Source organism: Janthinobacterium sp. NFX145, from assembly GCF_049810325.1.
GTDB classification, from domain to species: Bacteria; Pseudomonadota; Gammaproteobacteria; order Burkholderiales; family Burkholderiaceae_D; genus Janthinobacterium; species Janthinobacterium rivuli.
Genome location: NZ_CP187360.1, coordinates 1,027,336 through 1,047,340, shown reverse-complemented (window position 1 = coordinate 1,047,340; position 20,005 = coordinate 1,027,336). Strand labels below are relative to the sequence as shown.

Sequence of the window (20,005 nt, the reverse complement as noted above, 5' to 3'; positions counted from 1 at the left end):
GCTTTCGCCTGACCGTTTTTGCTGTCCCTGCAAGGAACCATACCGATGCTCACGCCCGACCTGAAGCGCCTCACCGCACTGCACGCGCCCTATAAGAAACACCTGGCCCTGGCCTTGCTGGCGATGGTCGTCACGGCGGCCACGGAACCGCTGCTGCCGTATGCACTCAAGCTACTGCTCGACAATGGTTTTGGCGGCAAGGTGACTTTTTCCTTCTGGCTGGTGCCGCTGATCGTCATCGGCATCTTTGCCATGCGCGGCGCGTCGACGTTTGCCAGCAGCTACCTGATGAGCTATGTCTCCACGCGCATCCTCAACGAGTTGCGGCGCCGGATGTTCGCCAGCATGCTGAACCTGCCCATCGACTTCTACAACACGCACACGGTGGGCAAAGTCATCAACTCCATCATGTTCGAGGTGCAGCAGATCATCGAGATGGTGACCAAGGTGTTCACCTCGATCGTGCGCTCCTCGCTCACCGTGCTGGGCCTGCTGGCGTGGCTGTTGTACCTGAACTGGGCGCTGACCCTGGTCACCCTGGTGCTGCTGCCCGTGCTGACCATCGTCGTGCGCACCACGGGCAAGCGCCTGAAAAAACTCAACCGCGACTCGCTGGCCGTCAATGCCGAGCTGACCCAGGTCATCGAGGAAACCACCCGCGCGCAGCAAGTGATCAAGATCTTCGGCGGCCAGGACTATGAAAAATCGCGCTTCGCAGAGCGTGCCGAGCAATTGCGCCGCTACAGCATGCGCATGACCACCACCTTTTCCGCCACCGTGCCCATCACCCAGGTGATCACGGCCGCCGCTGTCTCCCTGGTCATCGTGATGGCCCTGTTCCAGTCGGAGCAGGGGCAAATCACGGTCGGCGGCTTTGTATCCTTCATCACGGCCATGCTGATGCTGCTGACACCCTTGAAGCAACTGGCCGAAGTCAATGGCCCCCTGCAGCGCGGCATGGCCGCCGCCGAGGAAGTCTTCCAACTGATCGACAAGACGCCGGAACGCACGGGCGGCAAGCCGCTCGCTGGCCGCAGCGGCGGCCGCATCGAGTTCAAGGACGTGAGCTTTGCCTACCCAGGACATCAGGAACCGGCCCTGCGACACATCGATCTGAGCATTGCGCCAGGACAAACGGTCGCCTTTGTCGGCATGTCCGGCGGCGGCAAATCGACCTTGGTCAGCCTGCTGCCCGGCTTTTACTCGGCCAGCAGTGGCGAGATTCTGCTCGATGGGCAGAATATCGATGCCATTGCCCTGACCAGCCTGCGCAGCCAGATCGCCATGGTCAGCCAGCAGGTGGTGCTGTTCGACGATACCCTGGCCGCCAATATCGCGTATGGCGACGCGGCGCCGGACCGGCAGCGCGTCGAAGCGGCCGCCGCGGCCGCCTTCCTGTCGGACGTCATCGACGGCTTGCCCGATGGCCTGGAAACGCGCCTGGGCGACAACGGCTCGCGCCTGTCCGGCGGCCAGCGCCAGCGCGTGGCCATCGCCCGCGCGATCTACAAGGATGCGCCCATCCTGATCCTCGATGAAGCCACCTCGGCACTGGATACGGAGGCGGAACGGGCCGTGCAAGCGGCACTCGAGCATCTGATGCAAGGTAAAACCACCTTGGTTATTGCTCATCGACTATCAACAATTGAACGTGCGGACCGTATCGTGGTATTGTCACACGGGAAAATAATGGAAACCGGCAGTCACCAGCAATTATTGGATGCCAACGGCGCGTATGCCAATCTGCATCGCCTGCAATTTTCCCAGCAAGTGGCTTGACACCATCGAATGAATACCTGAAATCGTACTGATACATGACGCCTTTGATTCCCGCCGAACTTCTACAAAAGTCGGACAAAATTCTATTCATCGCCCATCTGGCGCTGGGAGACTTTACCTACCTGCAAAACGGTTTCCGCGCCTTTGCCGCGGCCTATCCGCATATCCAGATCCACCTGTGGGTCGACGAAGTGCGCCGCACGTCCGACGCCAAACAATGGGAAGGCTTGCGCACCTATTCGCTGTACGACTGGGTGGAGCAGTCGGGCCTGTTCGCCAAGGTGTACCGCAAGACCTACAGCCCGGCGCTGTACGAAGAATCACTGCGCGAAGCCAAGGCAGAACACTATCCCGTCGTCGTATCGCTGGCCCACGTGCGGCCACAGCAGTACGCTGACCTGGCCCGCGCGATCAGCCCGCACGGGCTGGTGATCGGCACGCGCAAGCCGTTCAGCCCGCTGCGCCCCTGGCATTACCTGGCTTACCGCAAGATCGACGCCGTGCTGGCCTCGTATGCGGGACAGGATGCCGGCGAACACCATATCAGCAGCGTGTATGCGGACTGGTTCCACCAGTTGACGGGACTCGACATTCCCGTGGCCGAACGCTATCCCTTCGTCCACATTCCCGAACACGCGCTGCAGCAGGCGCAAGAGCAGCTGACGGACTGGGGCTTTGCCCCGCGCCAGGGTCCGCTCGTACTCCTGAACCCGTTTGCCAAGTCGCACAAGCGCGGCTGGCCGCTGGAACGCATCGCCGAGCTGATCGCGCGCATGCAGGCGATGCCGAAATGGAAAGATGCCTGCTTCCTGATCAATGCCATGCCGCAGGAACTGGCCAAGGTGAATGCCGTCGTGCAGGCGCACAAGCTGCCGCGCACGCAAGCCTTCAGCGCCGTCGACAACTTTTTCCAGCTGCCGGCCATGCTGGCGCAATGCGACCTGATCATTTCGGTGGAAACATCGATCATGCACCTGGCGAACGCCGTGCATGTGCCAGTGGTGGCGTTGATGCGCAAGAAAAATCCGGAATGGGCGCCGTTCGACAGCGCCAACAGCACCGTCATCACGGTGGCGCGGCGCAGCGACTGGGTCAAGGCGATTTCAAGCGATCAGGTATTGCAGACCATCGCCTAGAGAACGCTTTAACGGCTAGCCAGCGCCCAGCATGCTGATGCGCACCAGGTCGGCCACATTATCGACACCGAGCTTGTCCATCAGGCGCGCCTTGTGCACTTCCACCGTGCGCACGGAAATGCCCAGCACAGGGGCGATATCGCGGTTGTGCTGGCCCGTCACCACCAGTTGCATCACTTCCCGCTCGCGTGGCGTCAGGGCGCGCAGCAAGGCTAACCCCTCCACCTGACGCAGCAACTGACCGCGCGCATGCGCCTCGCGCGAAAACGCTTCCTCGATGGCTGCCAGCAGCTTGTCGTGATCAAACGGTTTTTCCAGGAAATCGCTGGCCTGCGCCTTGAAGGCCTGGCGTGCCAGGGCCACGTCGCCATGTCCCGTGATAATAATGACGGGCAGCATGCATTTGAGCTCCAGCAAGCGGCGCTGCAGGCTCAGGCCATCCATGCCCGACATGCGGATATCGATCAGCAGACAGCCGGCCCACTCGGGCCGCCAGCTGCGCAGGAAATCCTCGCCGCAGGAAAACAGGGCCGTGCGGTAGCCGCGTATGCCCAGCAGCAAACCCAGCGCATCGCGCACGGCGGGATCGTCGTCGACGATAAATACCGTCAAATTACTTGTCACCATACTCTCCTGTCGCGCCGCCACTGGCGCGCGCCAGGGGCAGGACAAAACGAAAAATGCCATACTTGCCCACTTCGGCCCATAGCTGGCCGCCATGCGCTTCGACGATGCTGCGGCTGAGCACCAGCCCCAGACCCAGACCGCTGGCCTTGGTCGAGACAAACGGTTCGAACAGGCGTGCCGCCAGGCTGTTGGAAATGCCGGGGCCGCTATCTTCCACGGACAGGCACAGCCGCCCGCCGTCGAGCCGCTCGGCCGAGACCGTGATGCGGCGCCGGCCGCGCGGCTGGCCCATCACCGCATCCTGCGCATTGGCCAGTAAATTACGCAGCACCAGTTCGATTTGCAGCCGGTCGGCATTGACGGCCAGCGGCGACGGCGGCGCCAGCACCAGCTCGATGCCATGCTCATGGAACAGCGGCGTGAACTGGCGCGCCATGCCCTCGATCAAGGCGCCCGCCTCCACCGCTTCGAGCTGCATCGCGCCCGTGCGGAAAAAGTCGCGCAGGCGGCGCACCACGTCCGCGGCGCGTCCCGATTCGACGATCATATGGCCCACGGCCCCCTGCAGCAAGGCGCCCGTCTCGCCCCGCTCCAGCAAGTACTCGCACGCCTTGCCATAGGTCGACAAGGCCGTCAGCGGCTGGTTCAGCTCATGCGCGAGAGCGGCCGCCATCTCGCCGGCGGCGGCCAGGCGCATCGTGTGTTTCAGTTCGTTGGACACCTGCCGCATTTCATCGACGACGATGCCGATAAAAAATCCCACCAGCGCCAGCACGGCATCGAGCAATTGCAATTCATAAAACTGGATATCGACCGCATGCGTCCATTTCACGAGAGTGATGATGCACAGTTGCAATACAAACACGGCCAGCACGGCGCCATGCAAGCCCTGGCGCGAGGCGGCCCAGATCACGGGGAGAAACAGGAAGTAGAAATGCTTGTATTCGCAACGCACGATGGAACCGAAGAGGCTCCACAGCACGAAGCTGGCCAGGGCCAGATACGCCAGGGTTTCCCAGCGCCAGACGGCGGCATGCAGGCGCTCGCGCCCCCGTTCGCTGAACAGCACCCAGATCAGCGGCATCGACACCAGCATGCCGACCATGTCGCCGATGCCGAAGCGCCACACGGCCGTACCCCATTCGCCGGCCGGGATGCGTCCCGTCAGCGACAGCAGGGAAATATAGCCGAGCGCATTGAGCACGGTGCCACACAGCACGATGGCAACCCAGGCGCTCAGGCGGCGCCGGTTGTCGAAGATGTCGCTGCTGCTGAAACTGCGGCGCAGGACTGCGCCGATACCGCCATAGCCGAGCACAAGCCACGCCGAACAGAGCAGGGTCAGGGGCAGGCCTGCGGGCATGCCGCGCACCAGCACCTCGCCGGCCACCAGGGCGATAAACCACGGCAGCGCCGCCTTGCGGCCGTGAATCAGCCAAAACACGAGGCCCAGCGCGGGATCGGGATTCCAGGGCGTGATGTTCAAACCGTACATCGGATCGATATACGTGGCCCAGTCAAACAGCAGATACAGGCCGACAAAGGCGGGATACGGCAGGTAGCGGGACAGGAAGGGGCGCATAACGGTGTTTTTTTAACTGTCCCGCATTATGCATTGCAAGCGTGCGCCACGCCATGCCATCTTGCGTTATTTGCACATGCAATAATCTTCATGCAATGCCGCAAGGGGCGCCGGCGCAGTCAGGCCTCGGCCAGCGGCAAGCGCACCTCTACCAGCAAGCCCAGGCCGCCATTACCTCTATGCAACTGAATCGTGCCGCCATGCTGGCGCACGACGGACGCGACGATGGACAAGCCCAGGCCGCTGCCCGGCTGCGCCTGCTGCGGCGCGCGGAAAAAGCGGTCGAACACGCGGTCATACAGGGCCGGCGCGATGCCCGGCCCCTGATCGGCCACATGCAACACGGCCTGGCCCCGTTCCGCATGCAGCGACACCGTCACGCTGCTGCCGCGCGGACTGTACTTGATGGCGTTCTCCACCAGGTTGTCGATCAGCGAGACCAGGCTTTCGCGCTGTCCGGCTACGCTGAGCGAGACGCTGGCTTGCAATTCGAGTTCGATATCGCCCGCCTGGGCCAGCCCGGACAGGGCCGCCAGGCGGTCTTGCAGCAAGGTGTCGAGCGCCTGCCGCCGCGGCAACTCGCCCCCGCCCGCCTGCACTTCGCTGCGCGTCAGCTGCAGCAGCTGGCCCACCAGGCGCGCGGCGCGGTTGCCGCTGTTCACAATACCGTCCAGCAGCTCTTGCTGGCGTACATCATGCGCCTGCCCCTGCAGAGCCTCGACATTCACGCGCATGGCCGCCAGCGGCGTGCGCAGCTCATGCGTGGCATCGGCGATGAAGCTGCGTTCGCGCGCGGCACTGGCATCGACCCGCTGCAGCAGGGCATTGATATTGTCGACCAGCGCCGCCAGTTCGCCATGCGGCGGCTTGAAGGCCAGCGGCCGCAAATCCTGCGGTCCGCGCGCCGCCACCTCCTGCGCCACCTTGCGCCATGGGCGCATGGCCAGGCGAATCGACAGCCAGGCCGGCACCAGCAGGAACGGCAGGCTGATCAGCAGCGGCAACAGGTAGTAGCCGCGTGAATTGATCGTGATGAAAAATTGCCAGGCGCCGCCCACCTCCAGCACCGTCACGCGGGTGGTCCCTTCGGCCAGGCTGCGGCTGCGCCAGGCCTGGCCCTTGATATACACCACCTCCATCTGCTCCGGGCCGGCGCTGCGGATGCCGCTGGGTGCATCGGGGGACTTGTAGACCAGCTTGCCTTCGCGCCAGACGAGGATGCGCGGCGCCAGCTCCGGCACCTGCCCCATCTCAAACTCCTCGCGCAAGGCCTCGTCGATGGCGCGCAAGCTTTGTTCCTGGCGCTGCGGCTGTTCGGCCAGGTTATCGGCCACGCTGACAATGGCGTGCAGCACGCCACGGGTCACATTGCTCGCTTCACCCGCGCCCTCGACTAGCACATACGCCACGGCCAGGCTCCACAGCACGGTGAGCATCAGCATTTGCGCGACCATCAGGCGGCGCACCAGTGTGGGCCGGCGCAGCATGACCCAGAAACGCCCCATCATGCGCCGGCACCGGGCGGGGTGGACGGTTCGCCCTGCTGGTCGATGACATAGCCGACGCCGCGCACGGTACGGATATACCCTTCGCCGATCTTGCGGCGCAGGTTGCCCATATGCACGTCCAGGGTATTGCTGGCATTGGCCAGCCCGCCGGGCAAGATGTGTTCTTCCAGCACGCGGCGCGTGATGACCCGGTTGGCGCGCATCAGCAAGGTCTTCAGCAGCGCATATTCACTGGCCGTCAACTCCACGGGCCGCCCATGCACGCTGACACGGCGCGTGGGCACCTGCAGCAGCAGGCCGCGCAATTCGATGGTGTCGCCGTCAAAGCCATAGCTGCGGCGCGCCAGGGCGCGCACGCGCGACAGCAGCTCGGCCAGCACGAACGGTTTCACCAGATAATCGTCGGCGCCGCCATCGAGGCCCCGCAAGCGCTGTTCCAGCGTATCGCGGGCGCTGAGGATCAGCACCGGCAGGCGGGCCGCGCGCAGGCGGGCCAGCAAATCGAGGCCATCGCCGTCGGGCAAACCCAGGTCCAGCAACACCAGTTCACAACTGTCGTGCTCGATGCTGCGCGCCGCATCCTCCAGGCTGCGCACCCAGACCACTTGCATGCCCTGGTCGCGCAGGGCGATCCGCACGCCATTGCCCAGGTCCATATCGTCTTCAATCAGCAGTATCTTCATGGTGAGTATTAAACCACCGCAAGCTGAAGAATGGGTAAAGAAGCGCTCTTCATGCAATCTTAATAAAAGGCTCAGTTTTCCTTCATGGCAAGGATGAATACTGTCAGCAGTCAATCGAGCCACTCCGGACTCGGTTCTCCACCTGACGGAAAACACCATGCACGCACCCACAACCCTGCTGACCGCGCTGGCACTCGCCAGCGGCATGATCCTCAACCCGCTGGCCGCCGCGGCGGCCGAACCCGCCGCGGAAAATGTTTTCACCATCGGCGGCGGCGTCGCTGCCGTATCCAGCTATTCCGGCGCCGACAAGCTGTCGGCCTCGCCCCTGATCATCCTCGACTACGCCATGGCCAATGGCCTGTTCATCAGCACCTCGCGCGGCCTCGGTTATGGCGGCCAGGCCGGGCCCTTCAGCTACAGCGCCGCACTGGGCTACCGCGGCAAGCGCGAAGACCACAAGCGCACGGGCGTTAACGGCTTCGGCGGCAGCGATTACCTGAAGGGCATGGGCGAAGTCAAGGGCAATGCCAGCGCCCTGCTCAGCGCGGGCTATTCGCCCCTGCCGGGCCTGTCGCTGAGCGTGTCGAGCGACATTCCCCTGTCGAACCGGGAAAACGGCGCGAATGTGCATTTCGGTGCGACGGGCCAGGTCTACGGCAGGTCCGATGCCAAGGGCATGCAAAAGGACAGCGTGACCATCGGCGGCCAGCTGGGCTGGGGCGAGCGCAAGTACGTACAAACCATGTATGGCGTGACGGCCACCCAGGCGGCGAATACCTCGTTCAAGCAATACACGCCCAAAGGCGGTTTCTATGAAGCGCAGGCCACCGTCAACTGGGAGCACCGCATCGATGCGCGCTGGGGCGTCAATACGCTGATCGGCGTCGAGAGCCGCCTGGGCGACGCGGCAAAAAGCCCCATCGTGCAGCGCAAGACTTCGCCGATCGGCGCCGTGTACGTCACCTACCGCTATTAAAACAAGCGCGGCATAAGGGGAACCCGTACGCTGTTTCGCCAATTTACAGAGGGGAATGGCATGGATACCATGACCTAGTTTTCCGACTATGGCCATCCCTTCCATGCATGCAACGCGCCTTGCCCCGCAACGCCACCGCGCCCCGGGCAACGCTGCGGGCGCAGGCGGCAAGCCGGACCAGGATACCTTGCTGCTGCTCTTGCCCGTCAAGCGCGCCAGCGACATCATCTACGGCGCGCGCTACGCCAGGCGCCTGCAGGAATGGGGTATCCAGGTCAGCATCCGCCTGCTGCACGTGACACCGGCGCCAGCGCGCCAGGCCGATGATTTGCCCCGGCACATTGCCGGCGCATGCCATGCGCTGGACCCGGCCACGCAGCAGATGCTGCACGAGGCGGGACTGTACCTGAGCCGTTCGCAGCTCGCCTTCAGCACGCATATTTTCGCCGGCGAGCTGCTGTTTACGATCCTCGATACGGCTGAACTGCTCGGCTGCCACGAAATCGTCCTGCCGGCCCTGCGGCACAGTCCCTGGCAGCGCCGCTTTGCCGGAGCGCTGGCACGCAAGCTGGCGCGCGCCACGCGCAGCGCCACGGTCTTGCTGGCCGATAGCGACGGCATGAGCGGGCCGCCGCCGGCCTGAAGCGCCACCGGCGCTCCCCCATCCACATTCACATGGACACCCTTTGATGACACAAGCCATTACCCTGCACGCAGGCCTGAGCAATATGCCGCCAGGCATGTCACGCGTGCGCGAGCTGCTCAAGCTGCAATTGCGGGCACAGCTGCAGCGCCGGCAGACGCGCATCTGGCTGCAACTGCTCAATTCACACCCCGTGTTCCGGGACTTGCTGCAAGCCTATCCGCGCCTGATGCACAAGGTGTACCGCCCTTACCTGAGCACGAACCTGTCGTGCCGCCAGCGCGTCGCCTTGCTGGTCGAGCACTATCATTTCATCCTGCAACAGGGCTGGGGCAAGTTGATGACGCAGGCGGCGCGCGCCCCCGTGCGGCTGGGTTCCGTGCCGGGAAAATCGGGCGCGCCCTACCATCTGCAGCTGTGTTCGCTACAACCGATGGACCGTGAAGGCGAAATGGTCTTGCAACTGGCGCATGGCGATGACGTGATCTACTCGGTCGCGTTTAGCTTTTTCGGTTCCTGCGCGCCCGCCAGCATGGGCGTGGGCATCGGCTGCATCCAGGGTCCGCGCGGCGCGGAAGGCTTGCGCCGCGTGCGCGAGGCTACCCGCGACCTGCACGGCATGCGCCCCAAGGCCCTGATGGTACGCCTGGTGCGCCAGCTGGGACATGATCATGGCTGCCGCAATATGGTGCTTGTAGGCAACGCCAACCGCGCCGTCCACCATTCCGCCAAAAAGGGCCGTTTGTTCGCCGACTACAATTCCCTTTGGCAAGAACTTGGCGCCCAGGAACGCAAAGATGGCGATTTTGAGTTACCGTGCGAAAACTTGCCCCTGCCTGCCCTGGAAGAGATTCCATCAAAAAAACGCTCGGAAGCACGCAAACGCCACGAACTGACGCTGGCCATGATCAGCAGCCTGCGTAGCGGTCTCGACACCCATCGCAGCCCGGTGCAGCTCACCGCGACCACTGCGGCGGCGGCCAAGGAAGTACGGCAAGCGGCCGATCTGGACGACGAAGACTACGCCTCCGCCGCCGCCTGAGCACCCGCTGGCGGCACACGCTTCAACCCATGCGCGGCCCAATCCTGTTACGCTAGCGCTATCGGCATGCACCGCGGTGCGCCGGTTCCCCCAACGCTTACTAGGAGGCATTCATGCGCGTAGACATCTACCGCCGGGCCGAGCACGACGGCATTTTTTCCTACCTCGCCGTGCCGGAAGGAAAGCTCATTCCGGAAGAAGTGACCAATACCGACTGGCAAATCGAAGCGCGCGCCAGCGAAGTGGCCGACGATGCCGAGATCTTGCCCAACTACCATATCGAACAGCCGCACCAGCAGATCGCCGCCAAAGGCTATGCGATCACGGGCCTGAAAGACATGTAAACGAAAAAAGCCAAACCAGCATGTCCGCGGTTTGGCTTTGTTTTTGGCGTTGTCATATGCGCCCGGTGGTGCCGGTCAGTATTCGACCGCAACCTCTTGCGCGCCCAGCATCTGCTCCAGCGCCATCTGCAATTCATCCGATGGCGCCACTTTCCACTCGTCGCCAAACTGCAGCACGCAGCTGACGCCTTGCGGGCTGACCTTGGCAGCGATCGGCAGTCCGTCCACAGCCCGGTGCGGCGTGATCACGTCGCTGATGCGTTTCATGTCCAGCGTCGTGGGCAAGGTCAAGCCCAGCTGGCGACCATACTGCACCCGCGCGGCGATGATGTCAAAGGCGCTCTCGGCCGTGATACGCAAGCCGCCCGAAAAACGGTCTTCCGACACCTTGCCCACGACGGCCAGGAATTCATCTTCCTTGAAGATTTTCCGGTTGGAATCGAACAATTCGCCATACACCGTCACTTCCACCGTGCCGCTCTTGTCGTCCAGGGTGACGATGAGGATCTTGCCGCGCTGCGTCATCTGCGTGCGCAAACCCGTGATGACGCCGGCCATCATGCGCGGTTCGCGCGATGGCGACAGTTCCGACAATTTCGTGCGCGCAAAACGGCGCGCCTCGGGCGCATACGAATCGAACAGGTGGCCGGACAGGTAAAAGCCCAGCGCGATCTTTTCTTCCGTCAATCGCTGCTTGTCGCTCCAGACGGGCACCTTGACGTACTCGGGCGGCGCCACCATGTCGCTGTCGTCGCCGCCGAACAGGCTCACCTGGTTGGCCGCCTTGGCGGCCTGGTCGGCGCATTCCATGGCGAAGGCCACGGACGCGAGCAGAATGGCGCGGTCGACCTTCAGGCAATCGAAGGCGCCGCTACGGATCAGCGACTCGATGGTGCGGCGGTTGATCTGCTTCTTGTCCACGCGCTTGCAGAAATCGAACAGGCTCGTAAATGGCCCGCCGGCCTCGCGCGCGGCGATGATGGCTTCGATGGCGTTCTGGCCCGAGCCTTTTACAGCGCCCAGGCCGTAGCGGATCTGCGTGACTTTCTTGCCGCTCACTGACGGCGCGGCGCCGCTCGGCGTGAAGCGGTAGTCCGATTCGTTGATATCCGGCGGCAACAAGGTCAGCTTGCAGATTTCCAGCGAGTCTTCCACCAGGATCTTGATCTTGTCCGTGTCGTCCATGGCCAGCGACAAGTTGGCGGCCATGAAGGCGGCCGTGTGGTGCGCTTTCAAATAGGCCGTGTGATACGACAGCAGAGCATAGGCGGCGGCGTGCGATTTATTGAAACCGTAGCCGGCGAACTTTTCCATCAAGTCGAAGATCTCGTCGGCCTTTTCCGCCGTCAAGCCGTCTTTTGCCGCACCGGCGCGGAAGATCTCGCGGTGCTCGGCCATCTCTTCGGCCTTCTTCTTACCCATGGCGCGGCGCAGCATGTCGGCGCCGCCCAGCGAGTAGCCGCCGACGATCTGCGCCATCTGCATCACCTGCTCCTGATACACCATGATGCCGTAGGTTTCGGACAGAATCGATTCCGTGCGCGGATCGGGATAATCGAAACGCTCACCGTGCTTGCGCTTGCAGAAGTCGGGAATCAGGTCCATCGGGCCCGGACGGTACAACGCCACCAGCGCGATAATGTCTTCGAAACGGTCGGGACGCGCATCTTTCAGCATGCCCTGCATGCCGCGCGACTCAAGCTGGAACACGGCCACGGTCTTGGCCTTGGTCAGCAAGTCATACGACGGCTTGTCATTCAGCGGCAAGGTGGCCAGATCAAAATTGGCCTGCGCCGGATCGAGCTGCTTGATGTAGCGCACGGCGCGGTCGAGGATGGTGAGCGTGGTCAGACCCAAGAAGTCGAACTTCACGAGGCCGACGGCCTCCACGTCATCCTTGTCGTACTGCGACACGACGCCCGAGTCGCCGCCCTGCGTGTACAGCGGGCAGAAATCCGTCAGCTTGCCCGGAGCGATCAGCACGCCACCCGCGTGCATGCCGATATTGCGCGTGATGCCTTCGACTTGCTGCGCCAGGTCCAGCAACTGCTTGACCTCTTCCTCGTTTTCCTGGCGCTCCTTGAGCAGCGGTTCTTCCTCGATGGCGTCGGCGATCGACACGGGTTTGCCCGGCTTGAACGGGATCAGCTTCGAGATGCCGTCGCAGAAGTTGTAGCCGAAGTCCATCACGCGGCCCACGTCGCGGATCGCGCCCTTGGCCGCCATGGTACCGAAGGTGGCGATCTGCGAGACCGCCTCCTTGCCATACAAATCCTTGACGTGCTGAATGACCCGGTCGCGCCCTTCCTGGCAAAAGTCAATATCGAAGTCGGGCATCGAGACGCGTTCGGGATTCAAAAAGCGCTCGAACAGCAGGTTGTACTGCAGTGGGTCGAGGTCGGTAATGAGCAGCGAATACGCCACCAGCGAACCGGCACCCGAACCGCGGCCCGGACCGACGGGCACGCCGTTTTCCTTGGCCCACTGGATAAACTCGGCCACGATCAGGAAGTAGCCGGGGAATTTCATGTTGCAAATCGTGTCCGTCTCGAACTTCAACCGCGACTCGTAGCGCGGACGCTCTTTCTCGCGGCGTTCGGCATCGGGATACAGCTGCAACAAACGCTTTTCCAGGCCCGCCTGCGACTCGGCAACGAGGAACTGGTCGATCGTCATGCCGGGCGGGGTGGGGAAATTCGGCAACTGCGGCTTGCCCAGGGTCAAGGTCAAATTGCAGCGCTTGGCGATTTCCACGGAATTGGCCAGCGCGGCCGGCAAGTCGGCGAACAATTCGGCCATGTCAGCCTGCGACAGGAAACGCTGGCTGTCGTTGAAGCGCTTGACCCGCTTGGCGTTGGCCAGCATTTCGCCTTCGGCGATACAGGTACGGGCTTCGTGGGCAATAAATTCTTCTGGGGAAATAAATTGCACGGGATGCGTGGCAACAACAGGCAAGCCCAGCTTGGCCGCCAGGGCCACCGCATGGCGCACCTGCGCTTCCTGGTTGGCCTGGCCGCCGCGCTGGATTTCGACATAAAAATGGCCAGGGAAAATCTCGGCCCAGCGCTGCGCGTTGCGTTCGGCCAGGGCCAGGTTGCCATTCTCGATGGCAATGCCGACATCGCCAAAGTGCGCGCCCGACAGCGCAATCAAGCCATTCGCCGCACTTTCGCCCGGGTACAAGTCATAGGTATTCGTCGCCAGCGCCTGCAGCCACTCGATGCGCAGCTCGGCACGGCCCTTGTACTGGTTCGTCAGCCAGGCCGTCGACAGCAGTTCGCACAGTTGCAGATAGCCCATGCGGTTCTTCGCCAGCAGCAGCAAGCGCGACGGTTTTTCGCGGTTGTCGTCATTCGTGATCCACACGTCGACGCCAACGATGGGCTTGATGCCCTTGCCGCGTGCTTCCTTGTAGAACTTGACCATGCCAAACAGGTTCGACAGGTCGGTGACGGCCAGCGCCACCTGCTTGTCCTTCGCCGCCGCCTTGACCACGTCGTCGATGCGCACCAGGCCATCGACGATCGAGTACTCCGAGTGCACGCGCAAGTGGACGAAGGCAGGACCGGGCTGCATCGCTTGCTGTGAACCTGCCGGAGCGCCGGCCTCTTGCATTACCATTTCCATCCTGTGTACCGTTTCGTGCAAAATTCAATGGGGTCTATTCTACCGCGTCGCGGGTGCGGACCGGGTATCCTGCCTGGCCTGTCGGGCTTATAATATCGGCTGTTCAGTCTAAGCCGATCGCCATCATGCAAGCCATCACCCCAGCAACACCCGCCGTTTCCGCCGCCGCCAGCCCGCTGGCCGCCTCGTTTGTCAATATCGCCGCGTATAAATTCATCACGCTAGCCGATACGGAAGCCATGCGCCCCTTGTATCAGGAGCAATGCCTGGCGCTTGAACTGAAGGGCACGATCCTGCTGACGCCGGAAGGCATCAATATGTTCCTGTCGGGCACGCGCGAGCATATCGATGCCTTCCTCGCCTGGGTGCGCAGCGACGAACGTCTGGCCGATCTGGAATGGAAGGAAAGCTTGTCGAACGAGCAATCGCACAAGCGCATGCTGGTCAAGCTGAAAAAAGAAATCATCACCATGCGCATGCCGCTGATCAAGCCGGAACTGGGCCGCGCCCCGTCCGTCGACGCGCACACGCTCAAGCGCTGGCTCGACGCCGGCGTCGACGATGCAGGCAAGCCCGTGGTCATGATGGAAACGCGCAACGCCTTTGAAGTGGATGTGGGCACGTTCAACAACACGCTCGATTACCGCATCGACAAGTTTACGGAATTCCCAGCCGTGGCTGCCGCGCACAAGGATGAACTGGAAGGCAAGACCGTCGTCACCTTCTGCACGGGCGGCATCCGCTGCGAAAAGGCGGCCATCCACATGAAGGAAATCGGCTACGACAGCGTGTACCAGCTCGACGGCGGCATCCTGAAGTATTTCGAGGAAGTCGGCGGCGAGCACTATACGGGCGACTGCTTCGTGTTCGACTACCGCACGGCGCTGAACCCGAAACTGGAACCGACGGAAACGGTGCAATGCTTCGTCTGCCGCGCCGTCGTCACGCCGCGCCAGCAACTGGCGCCGGAATATGTGTATGAAGTGTCATGCCCGCATTGCTACAAAAATACCGAAGAATAAGCACCCGCTCCCCGGGCCGCGTGTAAACTGACATGCCCATCCTGGCCATTACTGGCCAGGATGGGCATTTTCAATTCCGCCAGCACATTGCTTGTACGTGGCGGTCATTGTCACGATATTTAGTCGGCCATCTTCAAACGGTTTGCCTGCCACCAGCTGCGGCCAAACACCAACAGCGAGAAGAATACCAGGCCAGCCAGGAAACCCGCCAGCAAGCTATTCGACAATCGGCTGGTGCGGCTTTCCGGCAAGGTCGGTCCCGCAATAAAGCGGCTCTTTTCCAGGTAGACGGCCGTGGCCTTCTGATTGTCGACAGTAATCGCGTTGAAGACTTCCTTGACGGATTCATCATTCAAATCGCGCTTCTTGAACACGTTTTCCTTGATCGATTCCAGTGCAAGCAGGACTGCTTCGCCAGACTTGTTGCCATCGAGTGCAGCCTTGGCGCCATCATAGTATTCGCGCAAGATGATATTTTGCTTTTGCTCGCGCTGCGCCTTGAGAATCGCTTCGTTTGCCATCAGGGCATCGACCTCGGTGGACATCAACTGCGTCGATGGCGACAGATAACGGGCATTATCCTCGGTCACGCTGACCACCTGGCGGCTTCCCTGCGCCGCAGCGTCAGGATAGCGCGAAACAATTTTCCGCAAGGTATCGCCTTTACGGGCAAAACTTTCCAGCTTCTCTTTGTTGCTGATAATTTCGTTATCGAGCTTGGTGATCTTACTGGTCAGATCCAGGTGCTTGGAACGCAGGAAATCCGAATACACCAGGTAAATCACGCTATCCATCGTATAGCGGCCCAGCAGGGCAACCATGCGCTGTGCATCCTGGGGCGTCGTCGCCTGGTAGCTGATACGCAAACCGATGACATTGTTGCTGATATCCTTGGCCGTATCCATCAACTCCTTGGCATCGAGCTTGGTCATCGGGTAAATCGGCTCCAGCAATTTGGAAAAGTTGTCGCGCACGATCAGCGTATGGCGCAACTCTTGCACCGTAGGATCATTGTTCAGCTTGACTTGTTGCATATAGTCGTCAAAGCGGCCACTGCTGCTTAATGCCGCCACATAGCGTTTATAGTCACCCAGCGCGATACCCGGAGGCGGCTCCTTTTCTTTTTCCTTGTCCTTCTCCTTGTCATTGCTGACTTGTTCTTTCGGCACGGGTATTGCGCCGCCAAACTGGTAGAAGCCTTCGCTCTTGTACATCGCCGTATACAAGGTAAACAACACGCACAATATCATCGCGACCACGGTACCGCCGACGATCAACTTGCGGCCTTTCCATAAAACGATCAGTATCTCCGTCAAGGAAAATTCAGGCGCACCTTGCTGCTCCGGCGCTTGCTTCATTTCTACCAATTTGTCCATGATTCTTCTTTAGTTAATAAGTACATCAAAAATAAAAACGATAGTCCGAGCGTCAGTCTGTATTGGCCTGGCGCGCCATCACCACGACCGGGCTATTGCTTTGCGCAGCCCGCTGTGCATTCCAGACCCAATCCTCGATGCCGCACTGCGGCTCATATTCGGTAACGATCTCCAGCAACAATGTTCGTACGGCGGCCTGGTCGAACTGATCGCATGCCCTCGTCAATTCGCCGAGCATGCCCTCCAGCTTCGTCCATGGGATTTCAACCTCACGCGCGCGCATGATCAAAGGATGATCCGTGCCTTCAACATTGTCTCCAATCAACAATTCTTCGTACAGCTTCTCGCCGGGGCGCAAGCCAACGTGATGGATTTCGATGGTGCCGTCCGGTGCCTGTTCACTTTTGACTTCCAAGCCACTCAAATGCACCATGCGCTTGGCCAGGTCGACGATCTTGACGGGGTCACCCATATCCAGAACAAACACGTCCCCCCCCTGCCCCATGGCGCCCGCCTGCAGTACCAGCTGCGCGGCTTCGGGAATCGTCATGAAATAACGGGTGATTTCCGGATGCGTGATCGTAATTGGCCCGCCCGCCATGATCTGTTTGCGAAACAGTGGTACCACCGACCCCGAGGAGCCCAGTACATTGCCGAAACGAACCATACAAAACCGCGTCTTGTCCTGTTTGCGGGCAAAGGCCTGCAAAATCAACTCTGCCAGCCGTTTGGTGGAACCCATGACATTGGTTGGACGAACGGCCTTGTCTGTAGAAATGAGGACAAAACGCTTCACCTGCGCATCGATTGCGGCACGCGCCATGCTTAATGTTCCCAAGGCATTGTTACGTATGCCTTCGATTGGATTATGCTCCACCAGGGGCACATGTTTATATGCGGCGGCATGATACAAAGTCTCAACACGGAAAGTTCGCAGAATTCTTTCGCACTTGGCGGTTTCCAGCACGGATCCCAGGAATGGCAGCAGTTCCACTTCGACCCGCAAGACTTTTTTCAGTGCCTGCAATTCCTGTTCGATCGAATATAAGGCAAATTCCGACATTTCATACAGAATCAGGCAAGCCGGCCGTTGACGCAATATCTGGCGGCACAATTCCGAACCGATCGAACCGCCGGCACCGGTCACCATCACCGTCTTGCCAGAAATACACATGGCCATCAAGTCCTGGTCAGGCTCCACAGCATCACGCCCCAGCAAATCTTCGATTTCGATCTCGCGCAAGTCCTGCACCTGGGTACTGGCGCGTATCAGGCTCTTGATCGGCGAAGTGACCAGCGTCTTGATTTTCAGCGGCTCCAGCTTTTCCAGGATACGGCGCTGCTGCGCCTTGCTCAGGGACGGCATGGCAAGCAGCACCTTGCTGATGGCCTTGCTTGCCACTAAATCCGGCAACGCATCGGGCGCATATACGCGTATGCCCCCGATACTGGCGCCATGCAGTTCTTTCTTGTCGTCGATCAGGGCCACTACCTTGTACTCGCCAGCATGGTTCAGGGCCTGCGCCAACTGATTGCCGGAAGCGCCGGCGCCATACACGACCACGCGAATGCCATCCGTACGCCGGTTGGTGTACAAAAAGTACCCGCGCGCCAGAAAACGGCTGGCCGCAACATACATGATGGCGCACACCCAGAAGATGCCGAAAACGCCGCGTGACAAACCATTCATGCCATTCAAAAACACCGCCATGGCCAGCAATACGGCCACGGACAAACTGACGCCAAGGAAAACGACATACACAATCTTGTAATCGATGAAGCGAATCACGGCACGGTACAGACCCAATTTGATAAAAATAGGCAGTGAAACGAGCGGTGCCGCGAGGATCAGCCAAATGTAGGAATAAAACTGTGCATTGGCCAACCCATCGAAACGCAATGCAATCGCGATACAAAAAGTCAGTGGCAAGAAAAACAGATCAGCAAACGCCGCCACAATTTGCTTGTGAAAACGCGAAAAATTGAATATTGGATTCATTCAAAGCTTCCTTTGTCTACAGCGGCTGGCGGCAAGGCCAGGCAGCACGCGGCCTGCTGCTTGATCGATACGCCATGGCCAGACACCATACCTGACAGACCGGACGAGATATTCATCAATGGGTTACTCCATCCCGGCGCACCACCTTCAGGAATGTCAGGAACAGAATGCGAAGATCCAGTGCCAGCGAACGGCGCTGCAAGTAATCGGCATCCAGCTTGACCTTGTCCACGATAGGCAACTCATCGCGCCCATTTATTTGCGCCCATCCTGTCAAGCCAGGCAAGATGCCGTCGATACCATGACGGCTGCGCAGTTCGATCAGATCGTACTGGTTGAACAAGGCAGGACGTGGACCGACAAAGCTCATGTCGCCCTTCAATATACTCCACAGTTGCGGCAATTCATCGAGGCTGGACTTGCGTAAAAAGGAGCCCACCGGGGTGAGGAATTGCTTGGGGTCCGGCAGCAAATGTGTCGCAACAGCGGGGGTATCGACACGCATGGTGCGAAATTTCGGCATCTTGAAGATCTTGTTGTGCCGCCCGACACGATCGGACCAATAAACGATGGGGCCCGCGGACGTCAGCCGCACCACCAGGGCGACCAGGCTAACCGGAATAAGCAGCAATAACGACGCGATCAACGCCAGTACCAAATCAAATACTCGTTTCATTCATTTTCCCTGATATGTATTCCCGTCCCGCGCGCTCGAGTGCCGCGCTACTATGGAATGGCGCGCGCCACCCCAGAATGGACCTCGCTTTGCTTGTATCTACCAGCAATTGCGCGCTCAATTTCGCAAACATCTGCTGCTTCCCGCATAGCGTCGCCGTAGCGCGCACCACGGCGGCAGGGATGGGCCATATGCGCTGCTTCTTGCCCATGCCCGTACCTATGTGCCGGAAAATGTCTTCCAACATCACACTTTGCTCATCCGACACAAGAAATGTTTCTCCGGCAGCGGCAGGATGCGTGGCGCACACTTGGAGAAAATCCACCAGATTCCAGATGCTCAACAAACTGCGCCGGGCGGATATTCTACCAAAGGGCAATGGCAGCGATTTGGCTGCCAGCTTGAGCAACAAGGAAAAATTACCGGGTGCATCGGGGCCGAAAACCAGCGTCGGCCGCACAATGACAAATTGCATTTCGGATGCAGGAATCAGCTCTCGTATCATTTGTTCCGCTTCATACTTGCTGATCGCATACAAGTCATGCGGGGCTGCCGCATCCGTTTCCGTAAACGGCTGGGCAGCACTGGCATTGCCATTCACACCGATCGAGCTGACAAAGACGAAGCGCTTGACGCCGCAGCGCGCCGCATCCGCGATCAAGTGCCGCGTCAGCTCCACATTTACCTTGCGAAACTCCGCCAACGGATCGGCCACCTCATCGTGCAGGACATGGGCGCGTCCGGCAAGGTGAACGACGACATCGCAGCCCTCGAACACCCGGCTGTCCGGTGCCAGCGCAGCCAGATCCTGGACGACTTGCTCTACCTTGGCGGGCTGCGTGCCCTGCGCACGCACGATCGCCCGCACCTGATGCCGCTGCTCGCTCAAATGCACGCATAACTGCCTGCCGATAAAACCATTTGCACCGGTCACAGCGATGTGTCGGGATGCACCTTCATTAATTTGCACAATATAATTACC

Annotated in this window: 16 protein-coding genes; 7 read left to right on the top strand and 9 right to left on the bottom strand. The window is 60.6% G+C overall.

Annotated features, from left to right (window positions below):
• Window positions 1-45: 45 nt before the first annotated feature.
• Both msbA and ACPJXG_RS04635 read left to right on the top strand, forming a co-directional pair.
• A complete protein-coding gene (msbA, locus tag ACPJXG_RS04640) occupies window positions 46-1,779 on the top strand; it encodes a lipid A export permease/ATP-binding protein MsbA (RefSeq protein ID WP_425253556.1) in 1,734 nt (577 codons plus the stop codon).
• A 35-nt stretch (window positions 1,780-1,814) separates the two neighbouring features.
• The gene (locus ACPJXG_RS04635) at window positions 1,815-2,915 is read left to right on the top strand and encodes a glycosyltransferase family 9 protein (protein ID WP_099402832.1); all 1,101 of its coding nucleotides are present in this window, start codon (window positions 1,815-1,817) and stop codon (window positions 2,913-2,915) included.
• Between the two features lie 15 nt (window positions 2,916-2,930).
• On the opposite strand, the gene ACPJXG_RS04630 is transcribed toward ACPJXG_RS04635, so the two are convergent.
• The 4 genes from ACPJXG_RS04630 to ACPJXG_RS04615 all read right to left on the bottom strand — a co-directional run bounded on the left by ACPJXG_RS04630 (window position 2,931) and on the right by ACPJXG_RS04615 (window position 7,315).
• Window positions 2,931-3,542, bottom strand: a complete 612-nt coding sequence (locus ACPJXG_RS04630) for a response regulator transcription factor (RefSeq protein ID WP_425253555.1) — start codon at window positions 3,540-3,542, stop codon at window positions 2,931-2,933.
• On the bottom strand, window positions 3,529-5,124 hold the full coding sequence (locus ACPJXG_RS04625; protein ID WP_425253554.1) for an ATP-binding protein: 1,596 nt from the start codon (window positions 5,122-5,124) through the stop codon (window positions 3,529-3,531). The genes ACPJXG_RS04630 and ACPJXG_RS04625 overlap by 14 nt, the downstream gene beginning before the upstream one ends.
• A gap of 119 nt (window positions 5,125-5,243) precedes the next feature.
• On the bottom strand, window positions 5,244-6,632 hold the full coding sequence (locus ACPJXG_RS04620; RefSeq protein ID WP_425253553.1) for an ATP-binding protein: 1,389 nt from the start codon (window positions 6,630-6,632) through the stop codon (window positions 5,244-5,246).
• The gene (locus ACPJXG_RS04615; RefSeq protein WP_035821821.1) at window positions 6,629-7,315 is read right to left on the bottom strand and encodes a response regulator; all 687 of its coding nucleotides are present in this window, start codon (window positions 7,313-7,315) and stop codon (window positions 6,629-6,631) included. Before ACPJXG_RS04615 ends, ACPJXG_RS04620 begins: the two co-directional genes overlap by 4 nt.
• Before the next feature lie 157 nt (window positions 7,316-7,472).
• Here ACPJXG_RS04615 and ACPJXG_RS04610 point away from each other — a divergent pair, with 157 nt between their 5' ends.
• The 4 genes from ACPJXG_RS04610 (at window position 7,473) to ACPJXG_RS04595 (ending at window position 10,323) form a co-directional block, all read left to right on the top strand.
• Window positions 7,473-8,294 (top strand): MipA/OmpV family protein, encoded by an 822-nt coding sequence (locus ACPJXG_RS04610; protein ID WP_176387554.1) that lies wholly within the window; start codon window positions 7,473-7,475, stop codon window positions 8,292-8,294.
• A 103-nt stretch (window positions 8,295-8,397) separates the two neighbouring features.
• Complete coding sequence (locus ACPJXG_RS04605) at window positions 8,398-8,937, top strand: universal stress protein (protein WP_425253552.1); 540 nt, start codon at window positions 8,398-8,400, stop codon at window positions 8,935-8,937.
• A gap of 46 nt (window positions 8,938-8,983) precedes the next feature.
• Complete coding sequence (locus ACPJXG_RS04600) at window positions 8,984-9,979, top strand: VirK/YbjX family protein (protein WP_425253551.1); 996 nt, start codon at window positions 8,984-8,986, stop codon at window positions 9,977-9,979.
• A gap of 113 nt (window positions 9,980-10,092) precedes the next feature.
• A complete protein-coding gene (locus ACPJXG_RS04595; protein ID WP_035821830.1) occupies window positions 10,093-10,323 on the top strand; it encodes a DUF6139 family protein in 231 nt (76 codons plus the stop codon).
• A gap of 75 nt (window positions 10,324-10,398) precedes the next feature.
• On the opposite strand, the gene dnaE is transcribed toward ACPJXG_RS04595, so the two are convergent.
• Window positions 10,399-13,938: a DNA polymerase III subunit alpha gene (gene dnaE, locus ACPJXG_RS04590; protein WP_425253550.1), complete on the bottom strand. Its 3,540-nt coding sequence runs from the start codon at window positions 13,936-13,938 to the stop codon at window positions 10,399-10,401.
• 137 nt (window positions 13,939-14,075) lie between these two features.
• Between dnaE and ACPJXG_RS04585 the strand changes: the two genes are divergently transcribed.
• Complete coding sequence (locus ACPJXG_RS04585) at window positions 14,076-14,972, top strand: sulfurtransferase (protein ID WP_425253549.1); 897 nt, start codon at window positions 14,076-14,078, stop codon at window positions 14,970-14,972.
• A 119-nt stretch (window positions 14,973-15,091) separates the two neighbouring features.
• Here ACPJXG_RS04585 and ACPJXG_RS04580 read toward each other — a convergent pair whose 3' ends face one another.
• The 4 genes from ACPJXG_RS04580 to ACPJXG_RS04565 all read right to left on the bottom strand — a co-directional run bounded on the left by ACPJXG_RS04580 (window position 15,092) and on the right by ACPJXG_RS04565 (window position 19,993).
• Window positions 15,092-16,348: a lipopolysaccharide biosynthesis protein gene (locus ACPJXG_RS04580; protein WP_425253548.1), complete on the bottom strand. Its 1,257-nt coding sequence runs from the start codon at window positions 16,346-16,348 to the stop codon at window positions 15,092-15,094.
• A gap of 52 nt (window positions 16,349-16,400) precedes the next feature.
• Complete coding sequence (locus tag ACPJXG_RS04575) at window positions 16,401-18,347, bottom strand: polysaccharide biosynthesis protein (protein ID WP_425253547.1); 1,947 nt, start codon at window positions 18,345-18,347, stop codon at window positions 16,401-16,403.
• Between the two features lie 115 nt (window positions 18,348-18,462).
• Window positions 18,463-19,023 carry a sugar transferase gene (locus ACPJXG_RS04570; protein ID WP_425253546.1) on the bottom strand — a complete coding sequence of 187 codons (561 nt, stop codon included), beginning with the start codon at window positions 19,021-19,023 and terminating at the stop codon, window positions 18,463-18,465.
• On the bottom strand, window positions 19,007-19,993 hold the full coding sequence (locus ACPJXG_RS04565; protein WP_425253545.1) for an NAD-dependent epimerase/dehydratase family protein: 987 nt from the start codon (window positions 19,991-19,993) through the stop codon (window positions 19,007-19,009). Before ACPJXG_RS04565 ends, ACPJXG_RS04570 begins: the two co-directional genes overlap by 17 nt.
• Window positions 19,994-20,005: the final 12 nt, after the last annotated feature.